This is a genomic window from Desulfosoma caldarium (assembly GCF_003751385.1).
In the GTDB taxonomy this organism is placed as follows: domain Bacteria; phylum Desulfobacterota; class Syntrophobacteria; order Syntrophobacterales; family DSM-9756; genus Desulfosoma; species Desulfosoma caldarium.
On sequence record NZ_RJVA01000012.1, the window covers coordinates 404,384 to 429,732 of the forward strand.

Here is a 25,349-nt window from a genome sequence, read left to right on the forward strand (position 1 = left end):
CCGTGCACCTTTACCCACGGTCTTGTGCGGGTCTGCGGAACGCCTTGAAAAAATGCTTCGGCCCCCTTTTTTTTACGGGCGCCTTGGTCAAAAATGAAATAAACCATTTGGCGTGACTGGCACCCACGACGGCATTGAACACCACCGGACCACAAAAGCCAACGGCTGGGGAGGCACCGATGCACGGCGACGCAGCGTCAACAATCAGAAATATTCTGGTGGTCGATGACGATCCCAGTGTCTTGGAACTCATGGGCGAAGTGCTTAGAGGCGAAGGGTGCAACCCCCTTTTGGCCTCGAATCCCATGGAAGCTTTGACGCTGGCCGAAAGCAAGGAGTGTTCCCTGGCCTTTTTGGACATTGAACTTCCGGGCATGAACGGCATTGAACTGACGGGGCGGCTTAAAGCGAAAGATCCTCACCTGGATGTGGTTATCATGACCGGTTACGGGACTCTTGAAAACGCAGTGCAAGCCATCAAGATTGGCGTGGCCGATTTCATTCGCAAGCCGTTCAGCATAGAAGACGTCTTCATGTGCCTTCGACGACATTGGGAAAGACAGGCATTTCGAGAAAGGATTCGTCAGGCCGAGCAGCGCTATGCGGACCTGGTGCAACATGCGCCCATGATGATCTTTTCGCTGCGAAAGGATTTTGGCCTGGGCTTTGTCAATCGAGCGTGCCGCACGGTATTGGGTTTTGATCCTTCGGAAGTGGTGGATCGAGCAGGGTGGTTATTGGAGCGCGTGGTGGAGGAAGATCGCGATCAGTTTGCCATGCATGTTCGAGGGGTTTTTGAAGGTCTGGGGGATGCCGGATTTTTGGAATGCCGGCTCAGGCATCGCGAAGGCCATGTTTTACATTGCCTAATGAAGACCTTTGTGCCTGCCGCTTCGGCAAAGCTTGAACGCCTCAAGCAATTGGAAGGCATCGCCGTGGACATTACGGACCGTGTCCTTCTAGAAAAGGCCCTTGTTCAAAAAGAAAAGCTCAAGACTTTAGGGGCCGTGGCGGCGGAAGTGGCCCACGAGATTCGAAACCCCTTGGTGGCCATCGGCGGCTTTGCTCGGCGATTGCACAGTCGCTATCCCGAAGCGTCGGAAGCCGCCATCATTTTGGACGAATGCCGAAGGTTGGAAAGGATTCTGGACCGCATTCGAAACTATCTGTCCCCGGTGGACATTTCCTTAGGCAAACACGCTGTGGAAGAGATTCTGCACCGCTGCAAGGAACTCATGGGCCTGGAACTGGAAAGAAAAGGCATGCGGTGCCGACTGGAGGTGGAGCCCGGTTTGGAGCCGCTGTCTGTGGATGCCAACGCGCTGCTGCAAGTTTTTATCAATCTGGTCCGAAACGCCATTCATGCCATGCAGAAAGGCGACGAACTGGTGGTGCGGGCTTACCGCAGCGCTCAGTACGTGATGATTCGTTTCCAAAATCCATGTCGTAAACCCGTCGCCATACATCCCGATGCTTTGTTCCTCCCCTTTGACGAAGGGGGACAGACCATCGGTTTGCCTCTGAGCTACCGACTGATTCGCTCCATGGGAGGCGTCCTCAATTTTTCTTGGGAAGAACCGTATGCCGTCTTCACCGTCTCCTTGCCGAGATTCCAGGAGCGGGAAGCCGAGTCTTACGACTCGCGTTTGACGCCGGCGGAAGCGACAAAACGTCCCTGAAAGCCCTGTTGTTTATGGCCCATGCACTGTTGCTCGAGAAGGCCTTTCCCTCGGTTTCTGCTGGGCTTTCACGTCGCGTTAGTTGTAGTTGATGGCGCTGATTTGCATGAGCTGGTCAAAGGAATGAATGGCCTCGATGCGGCGCACCGTGCCGGTTTTGCCGCGCATCACCACGGAGTAGGTGATGGCGCCTGGGCCCGTGAAACGCACTCCAGAAAGAAAGTCGCCCCCGCTGATGCCGGTAGCCGCAAAAAAGACATCGTCGCTTCGAATCAAATCCTGTGTGCTGAGCACCCGTTGCAAATCGTAACCTGCCTTGAGCAGGGCCTCCTTTTCCGTGGCCGATTGGGGGTCCAAGCGCCCAAGCATTTCACCTCCCACCACCTTGATGGCCGCGGCCGCGAGGACACCTTCAGGCGTCCCGCCTGTACCCATCATGACATCCACGGAGGTTTCCGGCAGCACGGCCATGAGGGCTCCGGCCACATCGCCGTCGGTATGAAGTTGAATGCGGGCACCGGCCTTGCGAATGTGGGCGATGAGTTCTTTGTGGCGCGGTTTGTCTAAAACAAAGACGGTCAAGTCATTCACGTCTTTTCCCAGGGCCTTGGCAATGTTTTTTAAATTTTCTTCGGGAGAGGCGTCCAGGTCGATGGCATGGCGTGCCGCCGAAGGCACGACCAGTTTGCTCATGTAGAATGCGGGACCTGGGTTAAACATGGATCCCCGTGGCGCCATGGCCACCACGGAGATGGCATTGGGTCGACCATAAGCCAGCAAGCGCGTGCCTTCGACAGGATCCACGGCCACATCCACCTTGGGTCCTCGACCCGTACCCAACTTCTCCCCGTTGTACAGCATGGGGGCCTTGTCCTTTTCCCCTTCGCCGATCACCACAACACCGTCAATATCCACCGCGTTGAAGCTCAACCTCATGGCGTCCACGGCGGCCTTGTCTCCAGCTTTGCCATTCCCACGGCCAAGCCATCGCGCCGCAGCCAGGGCGGCAGCTTCCGTGACTCGAACCAGATCAAGTCCCAAATTTCTTTCTGGGGCTTCCGTCTGCATCATCGGCTCCTTGCAAGAATCTTCTTGAAACATCCTCTACGACTTAACCATCCACGCCAAGCCCTGGAGCAACCCTTTGCTCTCGGTTCCCGCCAGATCGATGGCCCCGGCAGGGCATTCCGCGACGCACAAGCCACAGCCGCGGCAGGCTCCTGGATCCACCGACAAAGGCCCTAGGGGCGGCACCTGGATGGCCTGGGCCGGACACACAGCGGCGCAATTGAGACAGCGGGAACACCGGCCGGCATCGATGGCCGCCACAAAAGCAGGGCGCCGCACAAGTCCTTGGCGATATACGGCCAGCATCTTAGACGCTGCAGCATTGCCTTGCACCAAAGCCTCTGCAAGGGTCTTGGGGGAATGGCATTGACCGGCAATAAAAATGCCCTCCACAGCGGTTTCCACAGGCGCCAGTTTCACGTGCCGTTCCATGAAAAACCCTGCTGCGCTGAGGGGCACTCGAAGAATGGAGGCCACGTGCTGGTTTTCGGGGCTGGGCACCGTGGGTGTACTGAGAACCAGAAGGTCTGCGCGTTCATGATAGGAACAGTCCGTGTCGGGATCGACCCAATGCACATCCACCGTGGAGCGCCGGCCGAAGCGTGTGGGTTCTACGCGCGGAGGTCGCTTTTCATCGTAACGCAGGAACTGAATGCCCACGCGACGGGCATTCTGGTAGCTGAGTTCCGCTAGGCCGTAAGTGCGCATATCGCGATGAAGAATGGTGATGGTCACATGCGGAAAGCGTTCGTGAATTTCCAAGGCATGGGCCACGGCTTGCTGGCAGCAAGATCGACTGCAGTAGGGGCGTTCATCATTTCGCGAACCCGCGCATTGGATCATGAGCACGCGGCGAGCCTGCCGCAAATCCAAGCGGCCTTCATCCATGGCCGCCGCCAGTTCCGACTGGGTCATGACCTGGGCAAGGGTGCCGTATCCGTAAAGGTTTTCCGGCTTCCAAACCTGAGCGCCCATGGCGATGAGAATCGTTCCAAATGTTTCTTTGACCTTTTCGACAAGCGCATCCGTTCCAGAATCGTGCCGGTGCAGTTCCACCTGAAAATGGCCCAAGCTTCCTCGACAATCCACAAGACGCGTGTTCCTAAGAACGCGAATCCGAGGTTGCGTGCGAATGCGGCTGAGAAAATGCCGGTACAAACGGTCCGGGCGGATGTCCATCTTGCCGAAATAAGCCTGAGTCAGGCGACCGCCAAAGACATGTCCCGATTCGGCCACCAGAACCTGAATGCCGTTGTCCGCCAGGCGCAGCGCGGCGGTGAGCGCCGCAGCGCTGCTTCCTAAAACCAGCGCGGATGGTGTGATGGGAATTTCGATGATCCGTGCGGGCTGCGCGGCGCTCATCTGCGCAACCGTTCCGGTCACAAGCGCCTTGGCTTTTTCCAAAGCTTTTTCAGGGAAGTCCTTGTGCACCCACGAGCATTGTTCGCGGATGTTGACCATGCGCACGTAGCCTGAAGGTAGTCCCGCCTTGGCTAAAACTTCTTGAAATACGGGAAGGTGGCTTCGAGGAGAACAGGCCGCCACGACGACGCGGTTCAAATGCTTTTCCTGAATGATTCGCGCCATGCGCGTGGTGGCATCCGTCGCACAGGAGAATAGGTTTTCTGTGGCATAGGCTACCTGAGGGAGCTTCTTTGCCCAGTGAATGAGCTCGCCCGTATCGATGACACCGGCAATGTTGGTCCCGCATCGACACACGAACACCCCGATGCGCAGGGGTTCTTCTCGGTCCATTCGATCTGAGTTGGTTCGAAGGGATTTGGCGGCTTTAAGGTGTTCCCTTGAAGGACCATCGAGAATCTGAGGAACAGGCCACAATGCCTTTCGCGCTTCGCTTCCCGCAGACAATCGAGCACTGGCCGCCACAGCCGCGGCGTACGCTTCCTGCACCGTGGACGGAATGCTCTTGGGGCCCAGAAAAGTGCCGCAGGCATACACGCCGTCTAGGGAGGTATGCACCGTGTGGTGCTCCTTGATGCGAACAAAACCGTAAGGGTCCATCTGCAGGCCGAGGCTTTGGGCCATCGCCACGGCTTCCCGCGACGGGCGCATGCCCATGGCCAGCACGACCAGGTCCGCTTCCGTATGCCAGGAAAGACCACCATGAGCCGCCCAGACCTCAACGCCGTCACCTTTTCCTTTGGGAACAATGCGGGCCACCTTGCCATGGACCACGTGAACCTTTTCCAATGCCTGAACCCGTCGAAAGAATGGCTCACAATCCCTTCCGTGAGCCCGCACGTCCATGGCGCACAGCGTGATGCGTTCCACGTGGGAAAGGGAAGCCGTGATTTGAATCTGTTTCAAAGCCGCGGCGCAGCAGTAATCGGAACAATAGGGCACACCACGCTCGGTATCCCTGGATCCCGCGCACTGCGCAAACACAATGCGCCGAGGCGGCTCGGCCAACCCTGAAGGATGTAAAACGCCGCGCGTGGGACCTGTGGCACTGAGAAACCGCTCCAGCTCTAGATTGGTCAGCACATGTGGAGATTTGACCCAATGAGGATCGTGAAGGTCTTGGGGGCCTAACAGTTCAAAGCCCCCAGCGAGAATCAAAGCGCCCACCTGAAGCTGAAGCGCTTTCGGCCGGTCCGTGAAATGGATGGCCCCTGTGGGGCACACGTCGGCGCATCGGGAACATGTTTTGCCCTGAAAATGCCAACAGACCGTGGGGTCAATGGCCGGAACGGCGGGATACGCTTGAGGGTAAAGGGTTCGAATGGCCTTGGTCAGGCCGAGGTTCAGATTGTAGGGGTCGGGTCTTTGGGCAGGGCAGGCACGCTGACAGGTGCCGCAGCCGATGCACTTGGACGCATCCACATAGGTGGGCTCCAGGATGACAGAGCAGATAAAAGAGCCTGCATAGCCTTCCACACGATCCAGCCGCGCCCGTACCAACACGCGAATTTTCGGGTGGCGTCCCAGGGCTAGAAGCCTCGGGGATAAGATGCATAGGGAACAGTCCAGGGTGGGAAACGTCTTGTCCAGCTGGGCCATGTGACCGCCCAAGGCGAGATCTCTTTCCAGAAGGACCACTTCATGCCCCAGGTCGGCAGCCTGCAGCGCCGCGTGCATCCCGGCCACTCCCCCGCCCAGAACCATGATGGTCTGGTGCGGCCCGGCGTCTGCGCGTTCCTGTCGGCACCCCCCCCTAACCATGCAGGTCCCTCAACACGTCTTGAAGCCACGCGTCCATATCGATGGTTTCGCCGTCGGGAATGTTCAGGGCACGCTCGATGAGCGCGCAGCGTACGGCCGCCAAACGCCCTTCCAGCGCCCGCAATCGATCTGCTTTAACTTCGCTCACGAAGCCGTCCCGGACGGCCATATATGCCAGGGCGGCGTTGATGTCCGCAAAGCGCACGCCCTGAGGGCAATAAAAAGAGCATCGGTGGCATCGAAGGCACAGCCAGATCTTGGAAGAGGCCAAAACATGAGGGCGCAGGCCCAGGCGAATCCACTGGATGATGCGGGCCGGACTGAACTCTTCATCGACGGCACTCACCGGACAGCACCCGGTGCAGGTGCCGCACTGATAACACAGCGACAAAGTTTCGCCCCCCGGAGCGGCCATGACTTCTTCCGCAAAACCCGCATCGCCGGTCAAAAGCTCCACCGTCACGGCCTTTTTCCCATCGCTCGCTTCCATGAGGCTCGCCTCTCTTCCCCTTCACACCAAGACAATGGCCTGCGTCGGGCAATGATCCTGACATTTGGTGCACTTGTCCGCAGCCTGTAACAATCGAGTACACAAGGTCTCGTCGGCCAGCATGACCCGACCGTTGACGATGCGCAGCACGACTTTGGCCGTCGAATAAGGACCCTTGCCTTGACGACTTTCCGGGTCATTGGCGGCATTGTATTCGCACACAATGAGGCAGATGCCGCAGCCGCTGCACTTGTCGGGGTCAATCAGATGCCCCGATTTAGCTCGAGCCGCCAGGCTCGCCAAAATCTCGGCCAAAGCTTCCCTTTGGGTCGCGTAGGCGTCTTCCTGAAGCACCGGACACTCCTGAGGGGTCAAGTCCCCCGACAGAAGAAAGGCGGCAAAGTCGGCGCAGGTCATGCCGCACATTTGGCAGTCCGTTTTGGGAAGGTGTTCAAGAATTTTTTGCTTCATGAACCTACGATCCCGCGGGCTTTTCGGTCGCCTTTACACAAAGCGCTCATGATCCATGCCGTGCAACCAAACGGATTAAAGTTTGTGGGCGCAAACTCAGTCCCTCGAAAATAGGATGCAACAACCCCTGGTCCATCTCTGTTTGTTCTGGGCCTTTTTTTGATTCAAGCTCGGATCGAAGCATGCGATGCCCAAGGGAGGCGTCATAAACCAGTCTTCCCTTCACGTAAAGCCGCTGGCACTGGCTGAAAGTTTGAGCCCAGCCGGCCGGTGTGTCGTCTTCCGGCTGTGGATATAAGGCAACATCGGCTTGAGCGCCGGGGCATAGGTGCCCTCTGTCGGCCAATCCCAAGGCCTTGGCCGCATGGACTCGCGTGGCCGCCAGCCACTCCCGCACGGTCCAGCACTTCAAAACGGCATGGACCAGCGCTTTCCAATCCTGGACGAGCGCCAGGTTGGCTTGGCGACACGAAAAAGCCCACCCCTTTTCCATGGCATGAGCCATAAGGGCCAAGGCAACCTCGTCGCTTTGAAAATCTTTTTCCGGCAAAGGTTTGGCCTGAAGAAACACGAACGTTCCCACGTCCCAGACGAATCCTTGGATGCCGGAGAACTCATCGCCCCACGTTAGCTGAACACCCTTCTCCGGCCACGAGAGGCCGAGATCCCCTTGCATGCCGGACTGAACAAGCCGGGAGACGGTCTCAGACGCTGAAAGGTGTTCCTGGTCCAAGCACGCCGCGATCCGCTGCCCATGAAACCCGGATATCGTGATATCCGCTTCTTCCTCGAGAAGGGCCTTTGCGGGCATCATGAAAGGCCCCGAAAGGGATGCACAGGCAATACGAAGAAAGGGAAGGAGCTCCTTAGCCGATTTTTCCCGATGTTTATAGACTTCGTTTCGAAACCGAAGCCGGGGTTCGGGAAGATACAGTCCTCGCAAACCCAGAGCACGGCACACATGATCCATGGCGCGGCCCACGCTTTGCGCGTCCTGGGCTTCGATCCATGGCGTGAGATCATAGAGGGGTAGACACAGCCCGATGGAGACATTGAGGGGCGAGAGCTGAGCCCACGCGTTATGCGCCAGGCCCGCGTGTTCCACCGTGACCCAACTTTCGTGAACGTGGCCGAAGCCTCTTTGAGCATACCGAAGAGCTAGGGTCTCGGCGTCGGGAAAGAGCCCTCTAGCCCGTAGAGACCACACGCCGGGAAAGGCCACATGAGCGGCGCAATCCAGCGCAGCCGCCGTCACCACCAGACCTGAAGCGTCCACCACTTCGTCCACATGGGATACCTGGTCCAGCGGAATGATTCTGTCCCCGCACAGGGCAATGTCTTGAATTTTTCCTTCACAGCCCAGAGCGATATCATAGACGGTGCCGGATTGAAGGATCCGTGTTTTCAAGGGGCTCTATCCTTCATGGCGATAGATCAAACAGGTCCTGCATCATGTCTTTATCCGAGGGCAGATCGCGGTCCCACAGCTTTTCTATGTAAAGCGACACCCCGTCCATTCGAACAGCGGAACCGGAAGCATCCAAACCCTGCAGCCCTACGGAGACCACCACATCGGCTTCGGCCGTGGTCATGGTCTCGTAGGCGGAAACAGCCAAAACAGGAATGCGGTGTTGCCGAACGGCCTGCCTTTGCTCTTCCGTCAGAAACCAGAAACAGTCGCCGGACAAGGCCAACAGCACATCGCCGGGCTTCGGATTCCAACCGTGTAGGTCACCTTGAAGGTGCCACAAAGGGTTAGCCAAGCCGGCGCAACTCAAGAAAGTAAGCAAAACCCCCCCACTATTGAAATCGGTCGGTAAGGGCAAAAGAAACGTGGGCGCTGACGCGCCTAAATCTTCCACCCAGGAGGCCAGGCCCTCCAGGACAGCCGCACCGTGCGCGTGAAACAAAGGCCCTCGACCCAAAAAAAACACACGATACCGACACCTTTCCAGATCCTTGAGCAAGGCCGTCACATCTTTAGAAGGAATGCCCGCCATCGAGCCCACAGGCTGGCCGAGACTCGCTTGGTGTAAAGCCCGAAGAAAGGTCGTTTCCCCATCCTGGGAAATCGACAGCAGCTTGGTGACGCGAGCCATTTCCGTGCTTTGAATGTCCACGGTCCACCCCGCACGATCTTCCGCCCCCCTTTCGGTGAATCGTCCCCGTGGAAAAAGGGCATAGCGAGCAAGAAGTCTGGGGGTACTTCGCAAGGGGTTGGCTCCCCAAAAGAGCACGAAGTCCGCGTGGTTGCGAACGCATTCCAGAGTGGTCGTCGGCGGTGAGTGCCGGCGATAAAGGTTCACAAAGGCTTCCAAAACAAGGCCGTCCGATGGAATCCACAGCGTTTGGTACCCGCGGAGCCCTTGCATGAGAAGGGCCAAGGCTTCCACGGACATCTGGCTCAACCCGTAGACCACCACGCGCTGCGCATGAAACAGATGATCACGACATTCGGCGATGGCTTCCTGCCTCTTTATGGCCTGACGGCGATGAGAGCCCAGCCTTCGATAGGTGCCACAGCGAGCTCGAGGGATGGACACACTAAATTTTTTCCATCCCAAAAACCGAGCGGCTCCCCAGGCGCACGCATTCATGGTTTCCACGACGCGGCCGTTTTCCACCACGACATCGATGTCGTCGCACAGGCAACTGCACCCGCAGCACACGAGAGAAGAAAAAACGGCTCTTTCCGTCATGGCGTGTCGCTCATTTTCGGCTCCCTGGTGATGTGCCGCAGCCATTTGGCGGCCTGCACCGCCGCCGCAGACGCTTCGGTGACGGTTTGCGTGATATCCCTGGGGCCGTGGCATCCTCCCACAAGAAAGATGCCGGGAACCGTGCTGTGAATCTGGCCTCCCCAATAGAAAGCTTCCCGGTAAAACCCATCACGATCTCTTTGCGGCGCCAAACGCATAACCCATCGTGAATCCGCGTTGGGTGCCTGGACCCCCAAGGCCAAAACCACCAAATCGGCTTCGAGGGTTTGGCTTTCAGGGTCCAAGGCCGTTCGATAATGCACCGTCAACGGTCCGTGGGCTTGCGTCCGTTCCACGCGGTCCGGAAGGGCTTTCACGAAACGCACACCCCGTTCGCGAGCCCGCACCAGAAGGCTTTCAAAGCTCTTGCCCGCCGTGCGAATGTCGTTGAAAAAAATGGTCACGTGCGCGTTCGGTTCATGTTCGAGGACGAGCATGGCTTCCTTGATACTTGCCGTGCAACACGTCACGGAACAATAGGGAAGGAATCGGTGGTTTCGAGAACCGGCGCATTGAATGAAAGCCACCGATGTGGGTCTCGACCCGGAAGGGGTGATCAGAGCGCCTTGGGTGGGCCCCGTGGCGCACACCAGGCGTTCGAATTCCATGTTAGTGAGCACTTCCGGAAAACGACCGTATCCGTAGGAGCCGAGGCGGGCCGCGTCGAAAAGGCGTGCCCCTTCCGAAAGGATGATGGCTGCCGCATGAAGGCGGCTGATTCGAGGTTTCTCGTCCAGGCGTATGGCTTCCCGTTCACATGCCTTCACGCACAAGCCGCACTCGATGCAATAGGCTTTTTCGATGGCGGCGCGCAAAGGGACCGCCTGCTCAAAGACGATCCCGATAGCTTTTCGAGGCCGAAGGCCGGCGTTCCAAGCACTGGGCACAATGACAGGGCACACTTCGGCACACGCACCGCATCCCGAACACAGCGTCATGTCCACGTAGCGTGGGCGATGTTCGATTTCTGCCAGAAAATGACCAGGGCGCCCGCTGATTCTTCGGACTCGACTGGAAGCCCAGACGGTGATGTTGGGATGGGACGCCGTGTCGACGAGACGAGGTCCCAGAATGCAGATGGAACAGTCCAGCGTGGGAAAGGTTTTATCCAGTCGAGCCATGGCGCCGCCCAAAGAATCCTCCGCTTCCACCACGGTGACCGGAATGTTCATCCCGGCAAGGTCCAAAGCCGCTTGACAGCCTCCCACGCCGCCGCCCACCACCAAAACACGTCGAGGAGCCTTGTCGCCAAGGGGGCGAAACAAAGAGCGGGCGTTGCCGTGCCCACGAAACGCCGATCCTCGCGACGAGGCGGCCTGTTCCACAGCCCGAAGGCGCGCTTGAATAGCGCCGCAAAGAGCCGGTGCGTCGCGGGTTTCTTTGAGGTCGATCAAGCTCCAGGACAGATTCGCTTCGGCTCCCAAAGTCTGTTCCAAAAGGTCGCCGATCAAAGAATAAGAACAGGCTCCGAGAATGAGCCGTTTTCGGTGCTCTCTCAAGGGCGTCACGACGTCTTGGAGGAAGCTCTGGCGGTCACACAGCGTGTCCACGACGCGTACCGCAAAGCCATCGGCGCGCAATTGCCGAGCGACGAGATCCAGGTCCAAATGCCCGTGTCTTTCCGGACAGCGGCACAGCACAATCTGAACCCCGAAATCTCGGTCATGGATTTCATTGAAACTCTTGCCGGCTGATCCGCTCATGGAATATCCATTTCCGCCACGCTGTTCCGTCTTTTTTCAAAAGACATCGCAGAGCCTATCTCCACGCGTTTAATGGGTGTTTTCCTGACCTGTCGCCTCAATGGGTGCGGTGCCGCTCTCGGTCGCCTGATGGTGCGAATCCGTCACATCGAAGGCCATCTCCTCGGCCAGACGTCGAATCAACTGCTGAAACTGAGGGCCCTCCGTTGCTGAAATCCACTGACAGACAAAGCGATTCGGATCATAGCCTTTCTTGGCCAGGGCTTTTCGAATCCGTGGAATGCGGCTCTCAAAACGCAGGTTTCCTGAAATGTAATGGCAGTCCCCTGGAGGATGGCAGCCGGCTACCACGACACGGCCCGCACCTTGGGCGAAAGCATGGAGCACCAGGGAGACACTGACACGGCCCGAACAGGGCACGCGAACAATGCGCACGTTGGCAGGGTAGGGCAGGCGCGAAACGCCGGCGGCATCGGCACCGGCATAGGCGCACCAATGGCAGCACAGGGCCAGAATCTTTTCTTCCGGATTGTGGGCCAGCGCCGCATCGACAACAGCTTTAAGAGCCTCGGTCGAGTACCCCAAATGGTCGGCCGCCTCTGAGGGACAGGCCCCGGCGCACACACCGCAGCCTTTACACGCCGCCGTTTCCACAAAAGCTTTCAGATTTCCTTGCGCGTCTTCCTGCAAGGACACCGCCTGGTAAGGGCATTCGGTGGCGCACACACCGCAGCCTATGCATCGGTCCTGGTCGATGACGGCGATCATGCCGTCCAATCGTAGAACATCCTGACACAAAAGTTCATAAGCCTTGGCGGCGGCGCCCATAGAGGCCGCCACGGTTTCTCGAACGTCCTTGGGGCCTTGGCAAGACCCCCCCAAGAATACGCCTTCCACGGCCGATTCCAAAGGATGCAGTTTCGGGTGAGATTCCAGCAAAAATCCGTCCGGGCTTGAGGCCAGGCGAAGAGTCGTGCGCAGGGATTCAGCATCGGAACGAGGCCGCAGTCCCACCGCACAGACCAATCGATCGACGGGAACCCGAAAATCTTCCCCAAGAAACTCATCATGCCACGCCACGAGAAGCCTTCCCGATACGTGAGGCTCGACCGCCGTGACTGTGCCGCGATGAAACAGGACGCCGGACCGCCGAGCCAGTCCGTAAAGCGCTTCTTCCTGGCTCTTGTCGTAGAGTCGAATATCTCGGTGAAAGACTCGAACCTCCAGGCCCAGGGCACGGAGGGCCAGGGCTTGTTTCAAGGTCACGGCGCAGCAGATGCGCGAGCAATGGGGATACTCGTCTTCCAGGCGGGATCCCACACACTGAAGAAAAGCAACGGAGCGCACCCCTTGAAGGGCTGAAGGCAAGACTCCTGAATCGCGGGCCTTTGCAGAGAACATCTCTTCCAGCTGTACCGAAGTCAGCACGTGGGGCAGGACCACAAAAGGGTAACGAGATACGTGCGGCTCGTAGGGTTCAAAGCCGGTGGCCACGACGATGGCCCCCACGTCCTCAGTGAAGCGCTCCATGCCGTCGGTTTTCCGCAAGGAGACGGTAAAATGCCCCACGTAGCCTCGAACATCTTCTACGGTGCAGCCTTCAAGGACGCGAATGCGAGGATGGCACAGCGAACGCGTGATCAAAGGCCGAACAAAACACGAAAGGGGGTCAGTTTCGGGGGGGCTTATTCGCCAACGTGCAGCGTGGCCGCCCAGCCTTTCGCTCTTTTCGACCAAAATCACTGGAATACCGCAGTCCGCCAGTTCCAGAGCGGCGCTCATACCTCCGACGCCGCCGCCGATAACCAGTCCACGTCGCGTGACCGGCACTTCACGGTCTGAAAGAGGAATGAGCCGAGAAAGCCGAGCCACGCCCATTAAGATCAGGTCCAAGGCTTTTTCCAAAGCTTCGGGACCGCGATGAACCCAGGAACACTGTTCCCGAATATTGGCCATTTCCAGTAAATAAGGGTTGAGGCCGGCGTGGGCGATCGTCCGTCGAAAGGTCACTTCGTGAAGCCTCGGCGAACATGCCGCCACCAAGACTCTTTCCAAACCGTGGTTGGCTATGTCCTCCTGAATCTCCTTTTGGCCCGGTTCGGAACAACAAAACACGTGGGTCTTGACCACCGCCACGTCAACAACATCGCACACGCGCTCGCGCAGAGCCTCCACGTCGAGGACTCCCGCAATGTTGTGGCCGCAATGGCAGATATAGACACCGATGGCACTCATGGAATGTTTGACCATGCCGTGGACGAACAATCCGGTGCGGATTCCGTCGCGTCGCGCTCAGGGTTCAGGGCGCTTGTGAGAGCGTCTCGGATTCGGTCCCACAAGGGGCTTGCGGTCTCGTGTGACACGAGCACGGCCTCACGCACCACGCGCACGGCGTCTCGATGGCACACATTGGCACACGCCCCACACAGGGCGCAGGTGTCTCGAAGAAGCGTGACACGTCCTTCACGGCGCTCAATGACCTTGACCGGACACACATCGATACAGCGCCTGCAATCTTCCGGGCATCGATTGGAATCCAAGAACACGGTGCCACGAAAAAGAGGCTGTACCTCGATGGAACCGTAAGGGCATAGGTCCTGGCACTGTTCACAGCGCAGGCAGAGAGTGCCATCGGGTGATGTGCCCGTGTGCGTTTCCCGATACACGCCTCGAGGGCAGTTCTGCACACACCGAAAGCAATACTTGGGGCATTCCCCTTGGCGATTTTCCACCAGGCGGCGCTGCTGACGGCACCAATGGTCTTCTTCTTGTTCCAAAACCTCACAGCGGTGGGGGCAACGATCAACGTGGACGCAGAGCTTTTCCGGCAAAGAAGGCAAACCGTCGGAACGGCGCAGGAGCTCTTTGTCATGATCTTTGTAACGCAGCGACACGGCCGACACGGGACACACATAAGAACAGACTTCACATAGAACACATCGATGATGATCCAGATAAATCTGCAGGCCGTGCTCATCCGCATCGATCCGCAAGGCTTCTCGAGGGCAGGCCAGGGAGCAGAGGTCGCATCGAATACAGCGCTCCCGGTCGATGTGCAAAGACAGCGTCACATGATAAAAACGAACGGTATAGTCGATGCGGTGTGCGTCTTCGAGTTTCATGCGCTCGTGTGTGCGTTCCGCCAGAAGAGTGGGCACTCGAAAAAATTCACATTCCTTTTCTTTGTAGCATAGCTGTGGCATCAAATGAAGAGCATTGAGCTCTTCGGTTCTATCTGGTCCGAAGTCAAGGAGTTTTTCATGCCCTACGAGACCATGGTGGTTTCTTTTGAAAAGGCGGACCCTTCCCAGATCGACAAACTGGGGGCTAAGGGAGCCAAACTGGTGGAAGATTTTCAAAATCTTCGATCGGATTTTCCTGGAATGGAACACCGCATCTCCGTTCCCGACGGATTCATTCTGACCACCGACGCCTGGCGTGCTTTTCACGACAACGGTGGATGCCTGCCGGACGGATTGTTTGTGGCCGTGACCATGGCCCTTGCCGACTTGGAACGGCGCGTGGGGCGCCGTTATGGCGACACCAGCGGCCGCATGCCTTTGATTGTCGCAGTGCGCGGCGGCGCTCCCGTGTCCTTGCCTGGGGCCATCAGCACGATCCTTAACGTGGGACTGAACGACGAAATCGTGACCGCTTTGATCGAAGCTGGGGAAGATGAAGGCTTTCTGTTGGGAACCTACCTGGAAGCTCTGCGCATGTACGGCGAAGTGGTGTTGGGAATTCCTTACGAACGCTTTTTTGAAGTGTTGCAAAAATTCCACGTGGGCGATGAGGGGTCCGTGCCTGTGGATGACCTTTTTCCCCTGATTGACGCCTACAAGAAAGTCCTGCTCCAATCCCCTGTGGAAGGATCGGCGCCTCCAATGGAACCGGATCCCCTGCGGCAACTTCGAGCGGCCATTGAAAGCGTGTTCCATTCCTGGATGGCCGAAACGGCCGTGGAAGCGCGGCTCAGCCGAAGTCCCAAGGTTCCGGATGACATGGGCACGGCGGTGATTGTGCAAAGTATGGTTTTTGGGAATCGTGACGACCATGGGTGCCTGGGGGGCGTTCTGTTCACGCGCAACCCGAGAACCGGAGCGGCCGCACCGCTCATCGAGTGGGCGCCCAAGGTACAATGCGACAAGATCGTGTCGGGAAAACTTCGCAAGGAACTCCTGCACAGAAAAGATTTGCAAGAGCGCTTTCCTGACGTCTACGAGCTGCTCATGCTCGTTCGAGATCGCCTGGAAACTCGGGCCAAAAGGCCTCTTGATGTGGAATTTACCGTGGAGGATCGCAAGCTCTACATCCTGCAGCGCCGTCCTTTACGCATGACCTTTTCCGCCACGGCCCGTGCCATGTGGGACTTGGTGGACGAAGGAAAAACCACCATCCAAATGGCTTCGCTCATTATCAACACGGCCCTGGAACAGCCGGAAAAAATGCTTCGCGAAGGCTTTCGAGACTATCGGGTGCTGGCCGTGGGGGAGCCCATCACGGACACGGCGGATCACGGCACCTTGGTTTTTGGAACGGAAGAGGCTTTGGAACTGGCCCGCCAAGGCCGACAGGTGATCATGCTTCGCAAAAGACCCTACGGAGAAACGGATCTGGCCGTCAATCATCCCAACGTGCGGGGCATCATTCGCTGCGACGGCAACGTCACCGGCCATGAAGCCGTCTCCGCCGTGGCCTACAGCAAACCTTACCTCATCAATGTGACGGATGTGCACGGGCGCCCTCTGCTTCTGGTGGATGAAGACCGCATCGAACTCAATCCCGAATGCACCCTGGCCGCCTACATGGGCCGCGACATCTTTGTGGACGGTGAACGCGGCATCGTGGGCTTTACGGAATCCCACGATTTTTTGATGGATCGAAAAATCCGAAAAAAACTCTACGTGGACTGGGAATACCTACGGGAGCAATTCGATCAAGCCGGCTATCACAACCTGGACTATGAGTCTCTGCTAGATATTCATTATCAGATGGAACTGGAGCTGGCCCACTATCAACGCTTGGAAACGCGCATCAAGGAGGGGGACCCGACCGTTTCCGAAAAGGAACTCATGCACGCCTTTGGAACCTACCTGGCCTACATTCCCGAAAGGGACCGTGAACGCACCTTGGCCCTCAAAGACGTCCGAGTGGATCAGTTCGACCTGGGGCCTCCCCTGGTGTATCGAGGACACCGGCTGGGCGAAGAGGTGCTGAAAATCCTCAGAGCCCTCATGCTCTGTACCACGTGGCGCACCCACTGGATTCACGAGATCATGGTAGCCAAGGCCATGGAACGCGGTGAAACCGAAGGGGATGTGATTCGGGACATCTTTATCAAAAACAGGACCATGAGCGTGGTCAAGGAGTTTGAAGCCGAAGGGTTTCATCTCATGCGCGTGCCCCATTACTACTACCTGATCTTTGCCAGTAATTTCGAATATGATCAGGATCTGGACAGCGTACAGGTCAATCCGGGCCTCATGAAGTATGCGGAAAAGGAAGTCCTGGCGCGCCATTTTTTGTCCTATCTGGAGCAAATCAACCCACGATTAAGAAAAAAATTGCGGATCATTCAAGGGGAACCGCCTTTGGGGCAAGGGCATGCGCGGATTGTGAGCATCGGGTTGGCCATTCCCGATGAAGACTTCAATGTGGTGTGTCGGTATTTGCGGACCTATCTGGATCAAACCAAACACGGCTGTCCGATGACCCTTCAAAGCGCCGTGGCCGAAGGGGAATTCGTGGACCTCTATCATGTGGATCCTGGATTTGCACCTTATCCCGAATTTCGCATCATGCGCGAAAAATCCGAGGACGATGCCGGTCAAGAGCCCCTCTATGTGATTGCCTTTGGTCGGTGTTCTTTTGGGGAATTCGACGGGGTCGTCTATGGCCGGAACGAGTACGAAAGACTGTGCCGGCAGGTCCAGGAATTTCAGGCCTTCCTGAAAGCCAAGGGCATGGGGTCGATTGTCCGGCCATGGCAGTTCGAAGTGGACCCGTACCGGCGCCATTCCGTCATTGCGGCCGTAGGAATCCGCATGAAGGCTCGAGACCTACGAAGCGTCGTGTCCGGGCTCAAGGAATTTCTCGGCATCGAAGCCCAAACCGCGACCTGCCTGGAAGATTTATCCACCTGAAAAGCCATCTTCCACCATGCCTAAACCCTTGCCCCTCTCGAACAAGGCTGCCATAGATGCCGGCAGCCTAGACACGTTCTGAGAGGACCGCTCCTATGTCGCTCTAAAACCTCCGTCGATTTTTAACGCGACCAGCGCACCACGGCGGTTCCCCACGTGAACCCGGATCCAAAAGCCGCCAGAAGCAGCATGTCTCCGGCTTGAAGCATGCCGTTTCGGTAGGTTTCATCCAAGAGCAAAGGAATGCTAGCTGCCGTGGTGTTGCCGTAGCGCTGCATGTTGTGAAGAAACTTCTCCTCGGGAAATCCAAGCCTTTGGGCCACCATTTGATTGATGCGCATGTTGGCCTGGTGGGGAATGACGTACTTGATGTCGTCGCCCTTGAGGCCGTTGACGTCGAGAGTGTGTTGAATGACCTCGCACAGGCGCGTCACCGCATGCTTGAAAACGGTTTTGCCATCCATTTGAGGCCAAATGTCTGCGCTGGCTGCGGTTTTTTCGGAAAGGTAGGGCTTTTTTGAAATGTCCCAGATATCCATGCACAGAGCGCGGGCGAAGCGGCCGTCGGCATGGAGTTCCGTGTACAGAACACCGCGGTCCGAAGAAGGGGAGGGGGAAAGCACCACGGCAGCGGCACCGTCTCCAAACAGCACGGTCACATCGCGACCTCGGTCAGAAAAGTCCAAAGCGCTGCTGTGAACTTCCGAGCCGACGATCAATATGTTACGGTAAATACCGGCGCGAATCAGGGCGTCGGCAACCGTCAGCGAATACAGGAATCCGGTGCACTGATTGCGCACATCCAAACAACCGATGGGGCCCGTGCCCAGTTTGGGCTGCAGGTAACACGCCGTGCCGGGAAAGTGGTGATCGGGGCTGAGGGTGGCAAGAATGAGAAAATCGATGTCCGCCGGCGTCATCTGCGCGTCGTCAAGGGCTCTGCGGCAGGCTTCCAGAGCCAGATCCGAGCACTTGATCCCTTCGTCGGCGTAGCGACGTTCTCGAATGCCCGTTCGAGTCTGAATCCATTCATCGCTGGTGGTCATCATCTGCGCCAGGTCGTCGTTGGTAACCACTTTCGGCGGAACGTAGCTACCGATGCCGGCAATGGCGCTGCGGATCATAGCCCCTCCTTTCTTTGTCGCGTTCTGGCACCAGGCCGTGGTTGTGAAACCCTTCAGCCCATCCACCGCCTCGAGGCACCGCTGCAAGCACCTCGGCGCGCGACACGCACTCCTGGGCAAGCTCGGTTAGCCCATGCAAACGGGTTTCCAACAGACGTCGAAAGGGTTCCAAGTCTTGACCGGCTGTGCGGCGCGGCACATGAATGGGGTTACCCGCGGCAATGACAAGGCGCGCAAAAGGTTTAGGAAGCAGAGTCCGGTCCCAGCTGGGCAGGCGCCAGGCCGCATCGGCGGCCAGGCTCAAGGGCACTAGAGGAAGTCCGGTGACGGAAGCGAGCCACACGATGCCTTTTTGGGCGCGAAGCGGCGGGCCCTGGGAACCGTCGGCAATGAGTCCCGCAGGGTAACCGTCTTGAATCTTTCGCAGCATGGCACGCAGAGCTTCGGCCCCTCCACGGTGCGAAGATCCTCGAACGGTCTGAAAACCCAGGCAATGGGCTAGCCTAGCGGCCCATTCCCCGTCTTGGGATCGGCTGACCATGAGGATTCCGTTCACGTGCCGAAAAAAATAGAGCACCGAAGGAAAGGCAAAGTGCCACGTGGTCAAAAGACCGGGAGGATCCCGATTCAGCGCGGCGTGAAGATGGGCCTTTCCCACGACGTGAAACCGGCACGTGCGATGCCAGGCCGAAAGGAGCGACGCTCCCCAGCAAGGAAGATGTCGCAGCAGCGGATGGTCAGGCGACCAACTCTTCATGGGGTCACATCTTGTTTTATGCCACACAGAGCGAACCCTTTGGCCTCACCCAAGGGCTCAGGACCCTGTCCGAGAATTGTTTTGGACAACCGGCGCACTGCGAAAATTTTCCGCGCCTTTGGGCGTTCCTCCACCATCAAGCAGAAAGCGCCTTCTCCGTCAGCCTCCTAGTCCAATGCGAAAGGCGGCGTCAAGGCGCCGTTTCATCCCGTGCCAACAAGCTCACGGCGGCTCGAAGCCCTAGAAGATAGCTCTGAAGGCCAAAGCCCGAAATGCACCCGCTGACCACAGGGGCCAAGACCGACTGCTGACGAAACGGTTCCCGTGCCTCGATGTGGGACATGTGCACTTCCACGACGGGAATGGAGAGTATTTCCAAGGCGTCTCTCAGGGCGTAGCTGTAATGGGTCCAAGCCCCCGCATTGATCACAATGGCGTCGGTGCCATCGTCCAACGCCGCGTGAATGCGTTCAACCAGATCCCCTTCCTGGTTGGTTTGAAACGTCTCCACATGCACCCCTAGTGCTGCTCCCAGCTCCACCAAGGCGCGATCGATTTCTGCAAGCGTGCATGTGCCGTAATGGCGAGCATTTCTTCGGCCAAACATGTTGAGATTGACACCGTGGAGCACCAAAACCTTCTTCATGCTCTGAGGTCTCCTTGTTGTCTCGTGCCTGGGTGTGTTTCTCGCCCTTTTTCTAGCCCAGGCTCAACCTCTGTGCCTAATGTTTTTTTAAGGCAGGGAAACGGGAATGACTTGCCATAGGGCCAAAAACATCCTAGGAACGTGCCGGATGACGACCTTTGGGGTTGCTTTCCATGAAGCGCCGCACGGCGTGAGGTGCTCTTGCTATTCGTGCGGCTTGTCGACGGTGCCTGCTCGGGCACGTTCTTTACGACCTTGTCTGTGCAGGTCTTTGGGGATTCGTGCTAAGAGGCGAACACGGTAAAAAGACTCAGGTCGCGAAGGGGAAAATGGTTCATGGCTGTGCCCCAACGCCTTGCCCTGATCGGTTTTCGAGCTTCCGGTAAAAGCACACTTGGCCCTGTCCTGGCTGGGTTTTTGGATTGGGTCTTCGTGGATATGGACGAGGAACTAACGCGCTCCTTTGGCGATTCCATCGCCGCCTGGGTCGAGCGGTTCGGGTGGGAAAGGTTTCGTCACGAAGAAGCTCAGCTTCTGGAAAGACTTTCTCGACAAACCCACATTGTGGTGGCTACGGGAGGCGGCGTCGTGGAAAGCGAGATCAATCGAAAAAGATTGCAGAAAGACTTCTTCACCGTTTGGCTTCGCTGCCGTCTGGAAACTCTCTGCCATCGCCTCGCCATGGATGATAAGACGACGGCTCAAAGACCCTCGCTTACGGGCCGGTCCGTCGTCCAGGAGACCGCGGAAGTGCTTCAGCAAAGAAACCCTTGGTACGCGGCGTCCGCGCATCTAGTGCTCGACGTGGAAACCTTGCGTCTGGAAGATCTTGCGCGAAAGATTCTTCAAAGTTATGAAGTCTCGGCCGATTTTGACAGAACCGTTTCCTGATGGTAGACATGGCCTGCTTCGGCCCTGAAGCTGAAAAACGTGGATAGCCCTTTGCTGAAAGGATCGTCTCTATGACCGAAAAACTGCCCTCCCCGTCCTCCGGTTCCGCGGAACCGACCCCAAGCCCTTGGCAGCCTGTGTACGATATTTTTCAAGGGGTGAGCCGCGAAACGGTCTGCGCGCGCTACGGCCTTCGAGAGCAAGACCTGGACAAGCTTATCACCGACTACAAGATCTCCCGGCGTCAAATGGCGCTGGCGGATGAATTTATCGTGCGCAAAGTGGGCCGAAACGATCCCTGCCCTTGTGGTTCCGGGAAAAAATACAAGAAATGCTGCATGGCTCTTCACGACGAAGCGCGCAAGACCTTACCCAAAGAAGAACTGCACAAGCTCGAGAAGCGCCTTCAGCAAAGGGAAAAACTTCAGGAAGACATCACCAAGGGCTTTCAGGCCCTTATGAAAGAATCCTACGGCAAGGCTCGAAAACTGGCCGAACAGCGCTTAGAAAAATTTCCGGAAGATGATCGGCTGCATGACATCGTCGTGGCTGCCTGCTTGGGGCAGGGAGACTACGACGCCGCTTTTTACCGAGCCCGCACCCGCTATCAGGTAGCCGTGGAAGAAAAAGACTTCTTTCAGGAAAACGGCTACCATAAGAGGGAAGGGTTGGAGCGGGCGCAGTTGGTGCATTTCTACTCGCCCAGCACGTGGCTCGAAAAGTTGTGGATCGCTCAAAGAGCCCGCGCCTACGCCAAGGAATTCCCCACCGACGACAACAACCGGCTCAGGCAGCGTGTCTTCCGACTCAAAGTCGCCAACGACCTCAGGAGATTCCCTCAAAAGGACACGACCGGCTTTGAGGTGCGCCGAACCGCCCTGGCCGCCGTCGTTGAGGAGATTCATAAGGAAGGCCCGGCCGCCGTCCCGTATCTTCTGCCTCTGTGCTACAATTTTTCCTGGGCCAGCCTGTTTGTACCGGAACTGATCCATACTTCAGGACACGAGGCATCGGCGCGGCTTTTGGCCGAACTGTCCATGTTTCGGTTTCCCTACTTTTCGCAAATGTGTTTGAAGTATCTAGAAGAGATTGGGGAAGCGGCCGTCGCCGTCATTGAAAAGACCCTTATGGAAAACACAGCCTTTGACGAACTGAAAACCGGCCTGCTCATGGTGTTGGGTGCTGTGCACACGGAAGAGAGCTTTCAGATTTTGGCGCGCATGACGGAACACCAGAGCCCCTATGTGGTGAACTGGGCGGCGCAAGCCCTTGGGCGGCAAAAAAACCCCGCGGCCTTGCCATACCTTGAAAAGGCCAAGGCCAGGCTCGGGGAGCTCAGCAAGATTCAGGGAGCCATTCAAGACCTGGTGCAGAACATGGAGCGCGGGTCCGTGTGAAGGGGCGGCGAAAAGATGGGGGGCGTCGATCTCAATGCTCTCTCTTTCCCAAAACCCGGCGGATCAGGTCAGCCATGTCCTTGACGGCGTACGGTTTGGGCAAGGCTCCCTGAAAGCCGTAAAGCTTGTAGTTTTCAAGAATGGGATCCCCGGAATATCCCGTGTAGACGACCGCCTTTACTTTGGGGTCCACGGCCAGGAGTTGCGCCATGGTCGGAATCGCGCCCAGGCCCCCTTTCACGGTGAGGTCCAAGATCACCAGATCATAGGGTTCTCCCGCGTCCATGGCCTGCTTGTACTTGGCGACGGCCTCCTTGCCATGCCGCGCTGTTTCACATTGGTATCCCAGATATTCCATGACGTCTTCGGCCAGTTGACGCAGCATGGGTTCATCGTCCATGACCAGAATCTTGGCCCGTAGAGGCCCTTCCATTTCGGTCAGACCCGCCGCAAGCGGTCTCGAGTCGGGAACCGCGGGTAAATAGATGGTGACCCTACTGCCCACCTGATCTCGCGACGTGATGGCAATGTGCCCGCCGTGGCTCTGGACGATGCCCCAGGCCACGGCAAGACCCATGCCCATGCCCTTTTGTGTACCGCGCGGTTTGGTGGAAAAATACGGGTCAAAGACGCGATCCAAAATCTCCGAAGGAATTCCGGGCCCTTCGTCCTGAATGTCGATGCGAAGATAGGGTCCTGGATTAAGCTGCGAGCACAAAGGATCGTCGGAGTTCACGTGGGTGTTCTTCAAACGCACGAGAATACGTCCGCCCACGGGGCTTGCGGCTCGCGCATTGTCCAGCACGTTTGCCAAAAGGGTACGCAGGAGCTGTGGATCCCCTTTGAGGCTCCACAGGCCGTTGTCATACATCACCTGGCCCGTCACCGGTTTTCCAGCCAAAGTCGTTCGACAGACCTCCTCGGCCAAAGAGCCGGCATGAATCGTCGTTCTTTCCTGAACGGCGCTTCGCGCAAAGCACAAAAATTTAAAGATGAGTTCCCGCGCTTCCAAAGCCGCCGCGTTGGCGCTGCGCAGCATGGGCGTGATGGGATCTTCCGGGCGGCATTTGCTGAGCGCCAGATCCAGATTGCCAAGTATGATGGACAAAATGTTGTTCCAATCGTGGGCGATGCCGCTGGCCATGGTGGACACGGCTTCCAGTTTGGTACGTTTCGCGATGTCCGCTTCCAGTGCCTTGCACGCCGTGACGTCCCTCATAATCCAGACCATGAGACCCTGAGGGCTCGAAGGAAACGCCACGGCACTCATTTCCACCCATATCGAGGTCCCATTGGCGCGCGCCAAGTGGTACTCCCCACGCCGCGTCGGCCTTTTGGACTGCTCCGAAGCTTCCCCCAAAGCGCGCCCCACATCCTGAGGGCGCAGAAAAAGGCTCACATGCGCTCGGCAGAGGTGCTCTTCATCATAACCCACAAGAAGGCAAGCCGACGGATTGGCATAGACAATATGTCCTTGAGAATCCACAAAAAAAACGGCTTCGCGTAGGAGCTGCAGAAACTCCGAATCCTTCCCTGCAAGGGGATTCGAAAGCTTTTCTTTCATGGGGTGCACACCTCGTGCACAAGAAAAGTTTCACACTTCTAACTGGCGCCCCTATATAGAAGCTAGGTCAGAAACGCAAACATTTTTTAAGCTTTCAAGGGTTAAGCCTTCGAAAAAACGCTGCCCTGTTTCCTATGGCAACGAAGGAATCGAAACCAACGATGTGTGCCTGGCGCGGGTCCGTTCGGCGATCTTGACGACGCTTGTTCTTGGAATTAGGATGCTTCATGTTAAGGGTTCCGAACGAATTCGGAATTCTTGGGCTGAAGCCCAAAGTTGTAGGTTCAAAAGCATTGGTCGCACTCTTGGAAAGCGGTCACGAAGGCCGGCGTCTGGTGGTGGACGTTCGGCCTTTTGTGTTACGGGCAAGGACTCGCCCCACAACGTCGCGCCAACGGAGCTTCGAACAGGAATTGTTCGTCTCAGGTCTAACATGGGTCAATGATCGAAATCTCGGCCGAAAGTGGACGAAAGGGGGAAAGCGATGCTTACGGCACAACGGAATTCAAGGCTTGAAACGATCCTGGCCGCCTGCTGTATCTTGATAGCCCTGACCGCATGCCTGCCGGTTGTTGCCTGGGGGCATAAGGTCAACCTTTTTGCCTACGCGGAGGGCGGAACCGTGTATGTGGAAAGCTACTTTCCCGACGGATCCCCTGTTGTCAAGGGAAAACTTCGCGTCACGGATGCCAAGGGCACTCAGGTCTTTGAAGGAACCACAGATGCTCAAGGCAAGGCCCAATTCGCCGTGCCGTCGGAAAAATCGGACCTTACCCTCGAACTCAACGCCTCCATGGGTCATCGAGCGGTGTTTACGCTGAAGAAAACCGAGATGTGAGGGGACGGTGATGGCAAAAGGCCTACTTGGATTGGTTATCCTCTGTTTTGGCCTGGCAGGGGCAATGACCTATGGCCAGCAGTCGGCCACGGCCGGTTTGGAGGCTCAGGAGATAAAGCCCGCGGATCCTTCCGAGAATGCCTCGCAAGCACAGGATGTGATTCAGCTCCTTCATGCGCTGCAGGCGCAACAAAGGGAAATGAGCCAGGAATTGCGCGCCATGAAAAGGGAGATGGCCGCCCTGAAGGCGGCCATGCAGGAGCCGGACTTCAAGGACATTCTTGGGGGGATCGGCTATATTTTGGGCATTTTCGGCGTCGCTTACTATATGCAGGCGCGCAGGTTACGTCATTCCAGAACCTCCTAGGACCTTCACCAAAGGGTAGGAGGGAATTGAAACGTGTGGAGCCATTATGGACTCCCGCTTTCGCGGGAGTGACCATGCGCAAGGTCTAAGAATCCGGCTGGTCTCGCGTGGCGTGTGGACTCGCGCTTTCGCGCGAGTGGCGGGATCCAACGTCTAAGGTCATGGATCTCGTAAGAGCGGCGCACACCAGCAGCAAAACCTGGAGGAGCGGCGCACGCCGCGATAGGAGTTTTCTCTTAAATCTATCAGGCAGGCGCCCAAGCACAGCG

General features: G+C 57.3%; 19 protein-coding genes. 6 read left to right on the forward strand and 13 right to left on the reverse strand.

Annotated features, from left to right (window positions below; translation table 11 throughout):
• The first annotated feature begins 179 nt into the window (after positions 1-179).
• On the forward strand, positions 180-1,679 hold the full coding sequence (locus EDC27_RS10005) for an ATP-binding response regulator (RefSeq protein ID WP_123290466.1): 1,500 nt from the start codon (positions 180-182) through the stop codon (positions 1,677-1,679).
• A 78-nt stretch (positions 1,680-1,757) separates the two neighbouring features.
• Here EDC27_RS10005 and glpX read toward each other — a convergent pair whose 3' ends face one another.
• The 9 genes from glpX to EDC27_RS10050 all read right to left on the reverse strand — a co-directional run bounded on the left by glpX (position 1,758) and on the right by EDC27_RS10050 (position 14,556).
• On the reverse strand, positions 1,758-2,747 hold the full coding sequence (gene glpX, locus EDC27_RS10010) for a class II fructose-bisphosphatase (RefSeq protein WP_123290467.1): 990 nt from the start codon (positions 2,745-2,747) through the stop codon (positions 1,758-1,760).
• Between the two features lie 36 nt (positions 2,748-2,783).
• Positions 2,784-5,930, reverse strand: a complete 3,147-nt coding sequence (locus EDC27_RS10015) for an FAD-dependent oxidoreductase (protein WP_123290468.1) — start codon at positions 5,928-5,930, stop codon at positions 2,784-2,786.
• On the reverse strand, positions 5,923-6,420 hold the full coding sequence (locus EDC27_RS10020) for a 4Fe-4S dicluster domain-containing protein (RefSeq protein ID WP_123290469.1): 498 nt from the start codon (positions 6,418-6,420) through the stop codon (positions 5,923-5,925). Before EDC27_RS10020 ends, EDC27_RS10015 begins: the two co-directional genes overlap by 8 nt.
• A 21-nt stretch (positions 6,421-6,441) precedes the next feature.
• Entirely contained in the window at positions 6,442-6,891 is a 450-nt protein-coding gene (locus tag EDC27_RS10025; RefSeq protein ID WP_123290470.1) for a (Fe-S)-binding protein, read from the reverse strand.
• Between the two features lie 46 nt (positions 6,892-6,937).
• The gene (locus EDC27_RS10030; RefSeq protein WP_211334859.1) at positions 6,938-8,299 is read right to left on the reverse strand and encodes an amidohydrolase family protein; all 1,362 of its coding nucleotides are present in this window, start codon (positions 8,297-8,299) and stop codon (positions 6,938-6,940) included.
• 13 nt (positions 8,300-8,312) lie between these two features.
• Positions 8,313-9,590 carry a hypothetical protein gene (locus tag EDC27_RS10035; RefSeq protein ID WP_123290471.1) on the reverse strand — a complete coding sequence of 426 codons (1,278 nt, stop codon included), beginning with the start codon at positions 9,588-9,590 and terminating at the stop codon, positions 8,313-8,315.
• Positions 9,587-11,353, reverse strand: coding sequence for a 4Fe-4S binding protein (locus tag EDC27_RS10040; protein ID WP_123290472.1), 1,767 nt, complete (start codon positions 11,351-11,353; stop codon positions 9,587-9,589). The genes EDC27_RS10035 and EDC27_RS10040 overlap by 4 nt, the downstream gene beginning before the upstream one ends.
• Positions 11,354-11,422: 69 nt before the next feature.
• The gene (locus tag EDC27_RS16785) at positions 11,423-13,588 is read right to left on the reverse strand and encodes a hydrogenase iron-sulfur subunit (protein WP_170161742.1); all 2,166 of its coding nucleotides are present in this window, start codon (positions 13,586-13,588) and stop codon (positions 11,423-11,425) included.
• On the reverse strand, positions 13,585-14,556 hold the full coding sequence (locus tag EDC27_RS10050) for a 4Fe-4S dicluster domain-containing protein (protein WP_123290474.1): 972 nt from the start codon (positions 14,554-14,556) through the stop codon (positions 13,585-13,587). Before EDC27_RS10050 ends, EDC27_RS16785 begins: the two co-directional genes overlap by 4 nt.
• Positions 14,557-14,613: 57 nt before the next feature.
• Here EDC27_RS10050 and EDC27_RS10055 point away from each other — a divergent pair, with 57 nt between their 5' ends.
• Positions 14,614-17,496, forward strand: coding sequence for a PEP/pyruvate-binding domain-containing protein (locus EDC27_RS10055; protein WP_170161743.1), 2,883 nt, complete (start codon positions 14,614-14,616; stop codon positions 17,494-17,496).
• A 122-nt stretch (positions 17,497-17,618) separates the two neighbouring features.
• Here the strand turns inward: EDC27_RS10055 and EDC27_RS10060 are convergent, their stop codons facing one another.
• From EDC27_RS10060 to aroQ, 3 genes are all read right to left on the reverse strand, one after another.
• Positions 17,619-18,620 carry a beta-ketoacyl-ACP synthase III gene (locus EDC27_RS10060; protein WP_123290476.1) on the reverse strand — a complete coding sequence of 334 codons (1,002 nt, stop codon included), beginning with the start codon at positions 18,618-18,620 and terminating at the stop codon, positions 17,619-17,621.
• Positions 18,589-19,377, reverse strand: coding sequence for a lysophospholipid acyltransferase family protein (locus tag EDC27_RS10065; protein WP_123290477.1), 789 nt, complete (start codon positions 19,375-19,377; stop codon positions 18,589-18,591). Before EDC27_RS10065 ends, EDC27_RS10060 begins: the two co-directional genes overlap by 32 nt.
• A 190-nt stretch (positions 19,378-19,567) precedes the next feature.
• Positions 19,568-20,023, reverse strand: coding sequence for a type II 3-dehydroquinate dehydratase (gene aroQ, locus EDC27_RS10070; protein ID WP_123290478.1), 456 nt, complete (start codon positions 20,021-20,023; stop codon positions 19,568-19,570).
• Between the two features lie 336 nt (positions 20,024-20,359).
• Between aroQ and EDC27_RS10075 the strand changes: the two genes are divergently transcribed.
• Positions 20,360-20,914, forward strand: a complete 555-nt coding sequence (locus EDC27_RS10075; protein ID WP_123290479.1) for a shikimate kinase — start codon at positions 20,360-20,362, stop codon at positions 20,912-20,914.
• Positions 20,915-20,985: 71 nt separating this feature from the next.
• Positions 20,986-22,311 carry a HEAT repeat domain-containing protein gene (locus EDC27_RS16025; RefSeq protein ID WP_170161744.1) on the forward strand — a complete coding sequence of 442 codons (1,326 nt, stop codon included), beginning with the start codon at positions 20,986-20,988 and terminating at the stop codon, positions 22,309-22,311.
• A gap of 31 nt (positions 22,312-22,342) precedes the next feature.
• Here EDC27_RS16025 and EDC27_RS10085 read toward each other — a convergent pair whose 3' ends face one another.
• Positions 22,343-23,875, reverse strand: a complete 1,533-nt coding sequence (locus EDC27_RS10085; RefSeq protein WP_123290480.1) for a hybrid sensor histidine kinase/response regulator — start codon at positions 23,873-23,875, stop codon at positions 22,343-22,345.
• 484 nt (positions 23,876-24,359) lie between these two features.
• On the opposite strand from EDC27_RS10085, the gene EDC27_RS10090 reads away from it, so the two are divergent.
• The gene (locus tag EDC27_RS10090; RefSeq protein ID WP_123290481.1) at positions 24,360-24,713 is read left to right on the forward strand and encodes a carboxypeptidase regulatory-like domain-containing protein; all 354 of its coding nucleotides are present in this window, start codon (positions 24,360-24,362) and stop codon (positions 24,711-24,713) included.
• Positions 24,714-24,723: 10 nt separating this feature from the next.
• Positions 24,724-25,080, forward strand: coding sequence for a hypothetical protein (locus EDC27_RS10095; RefSeq protein ID WP_123290482.1), 357 nt, complete (start codon positions 24,724-24,726; stop codon positions 25,078-25,080).
• The last annotated feature ends 269 nt before the right edge of the window (positions 25,081-25,349 follow it).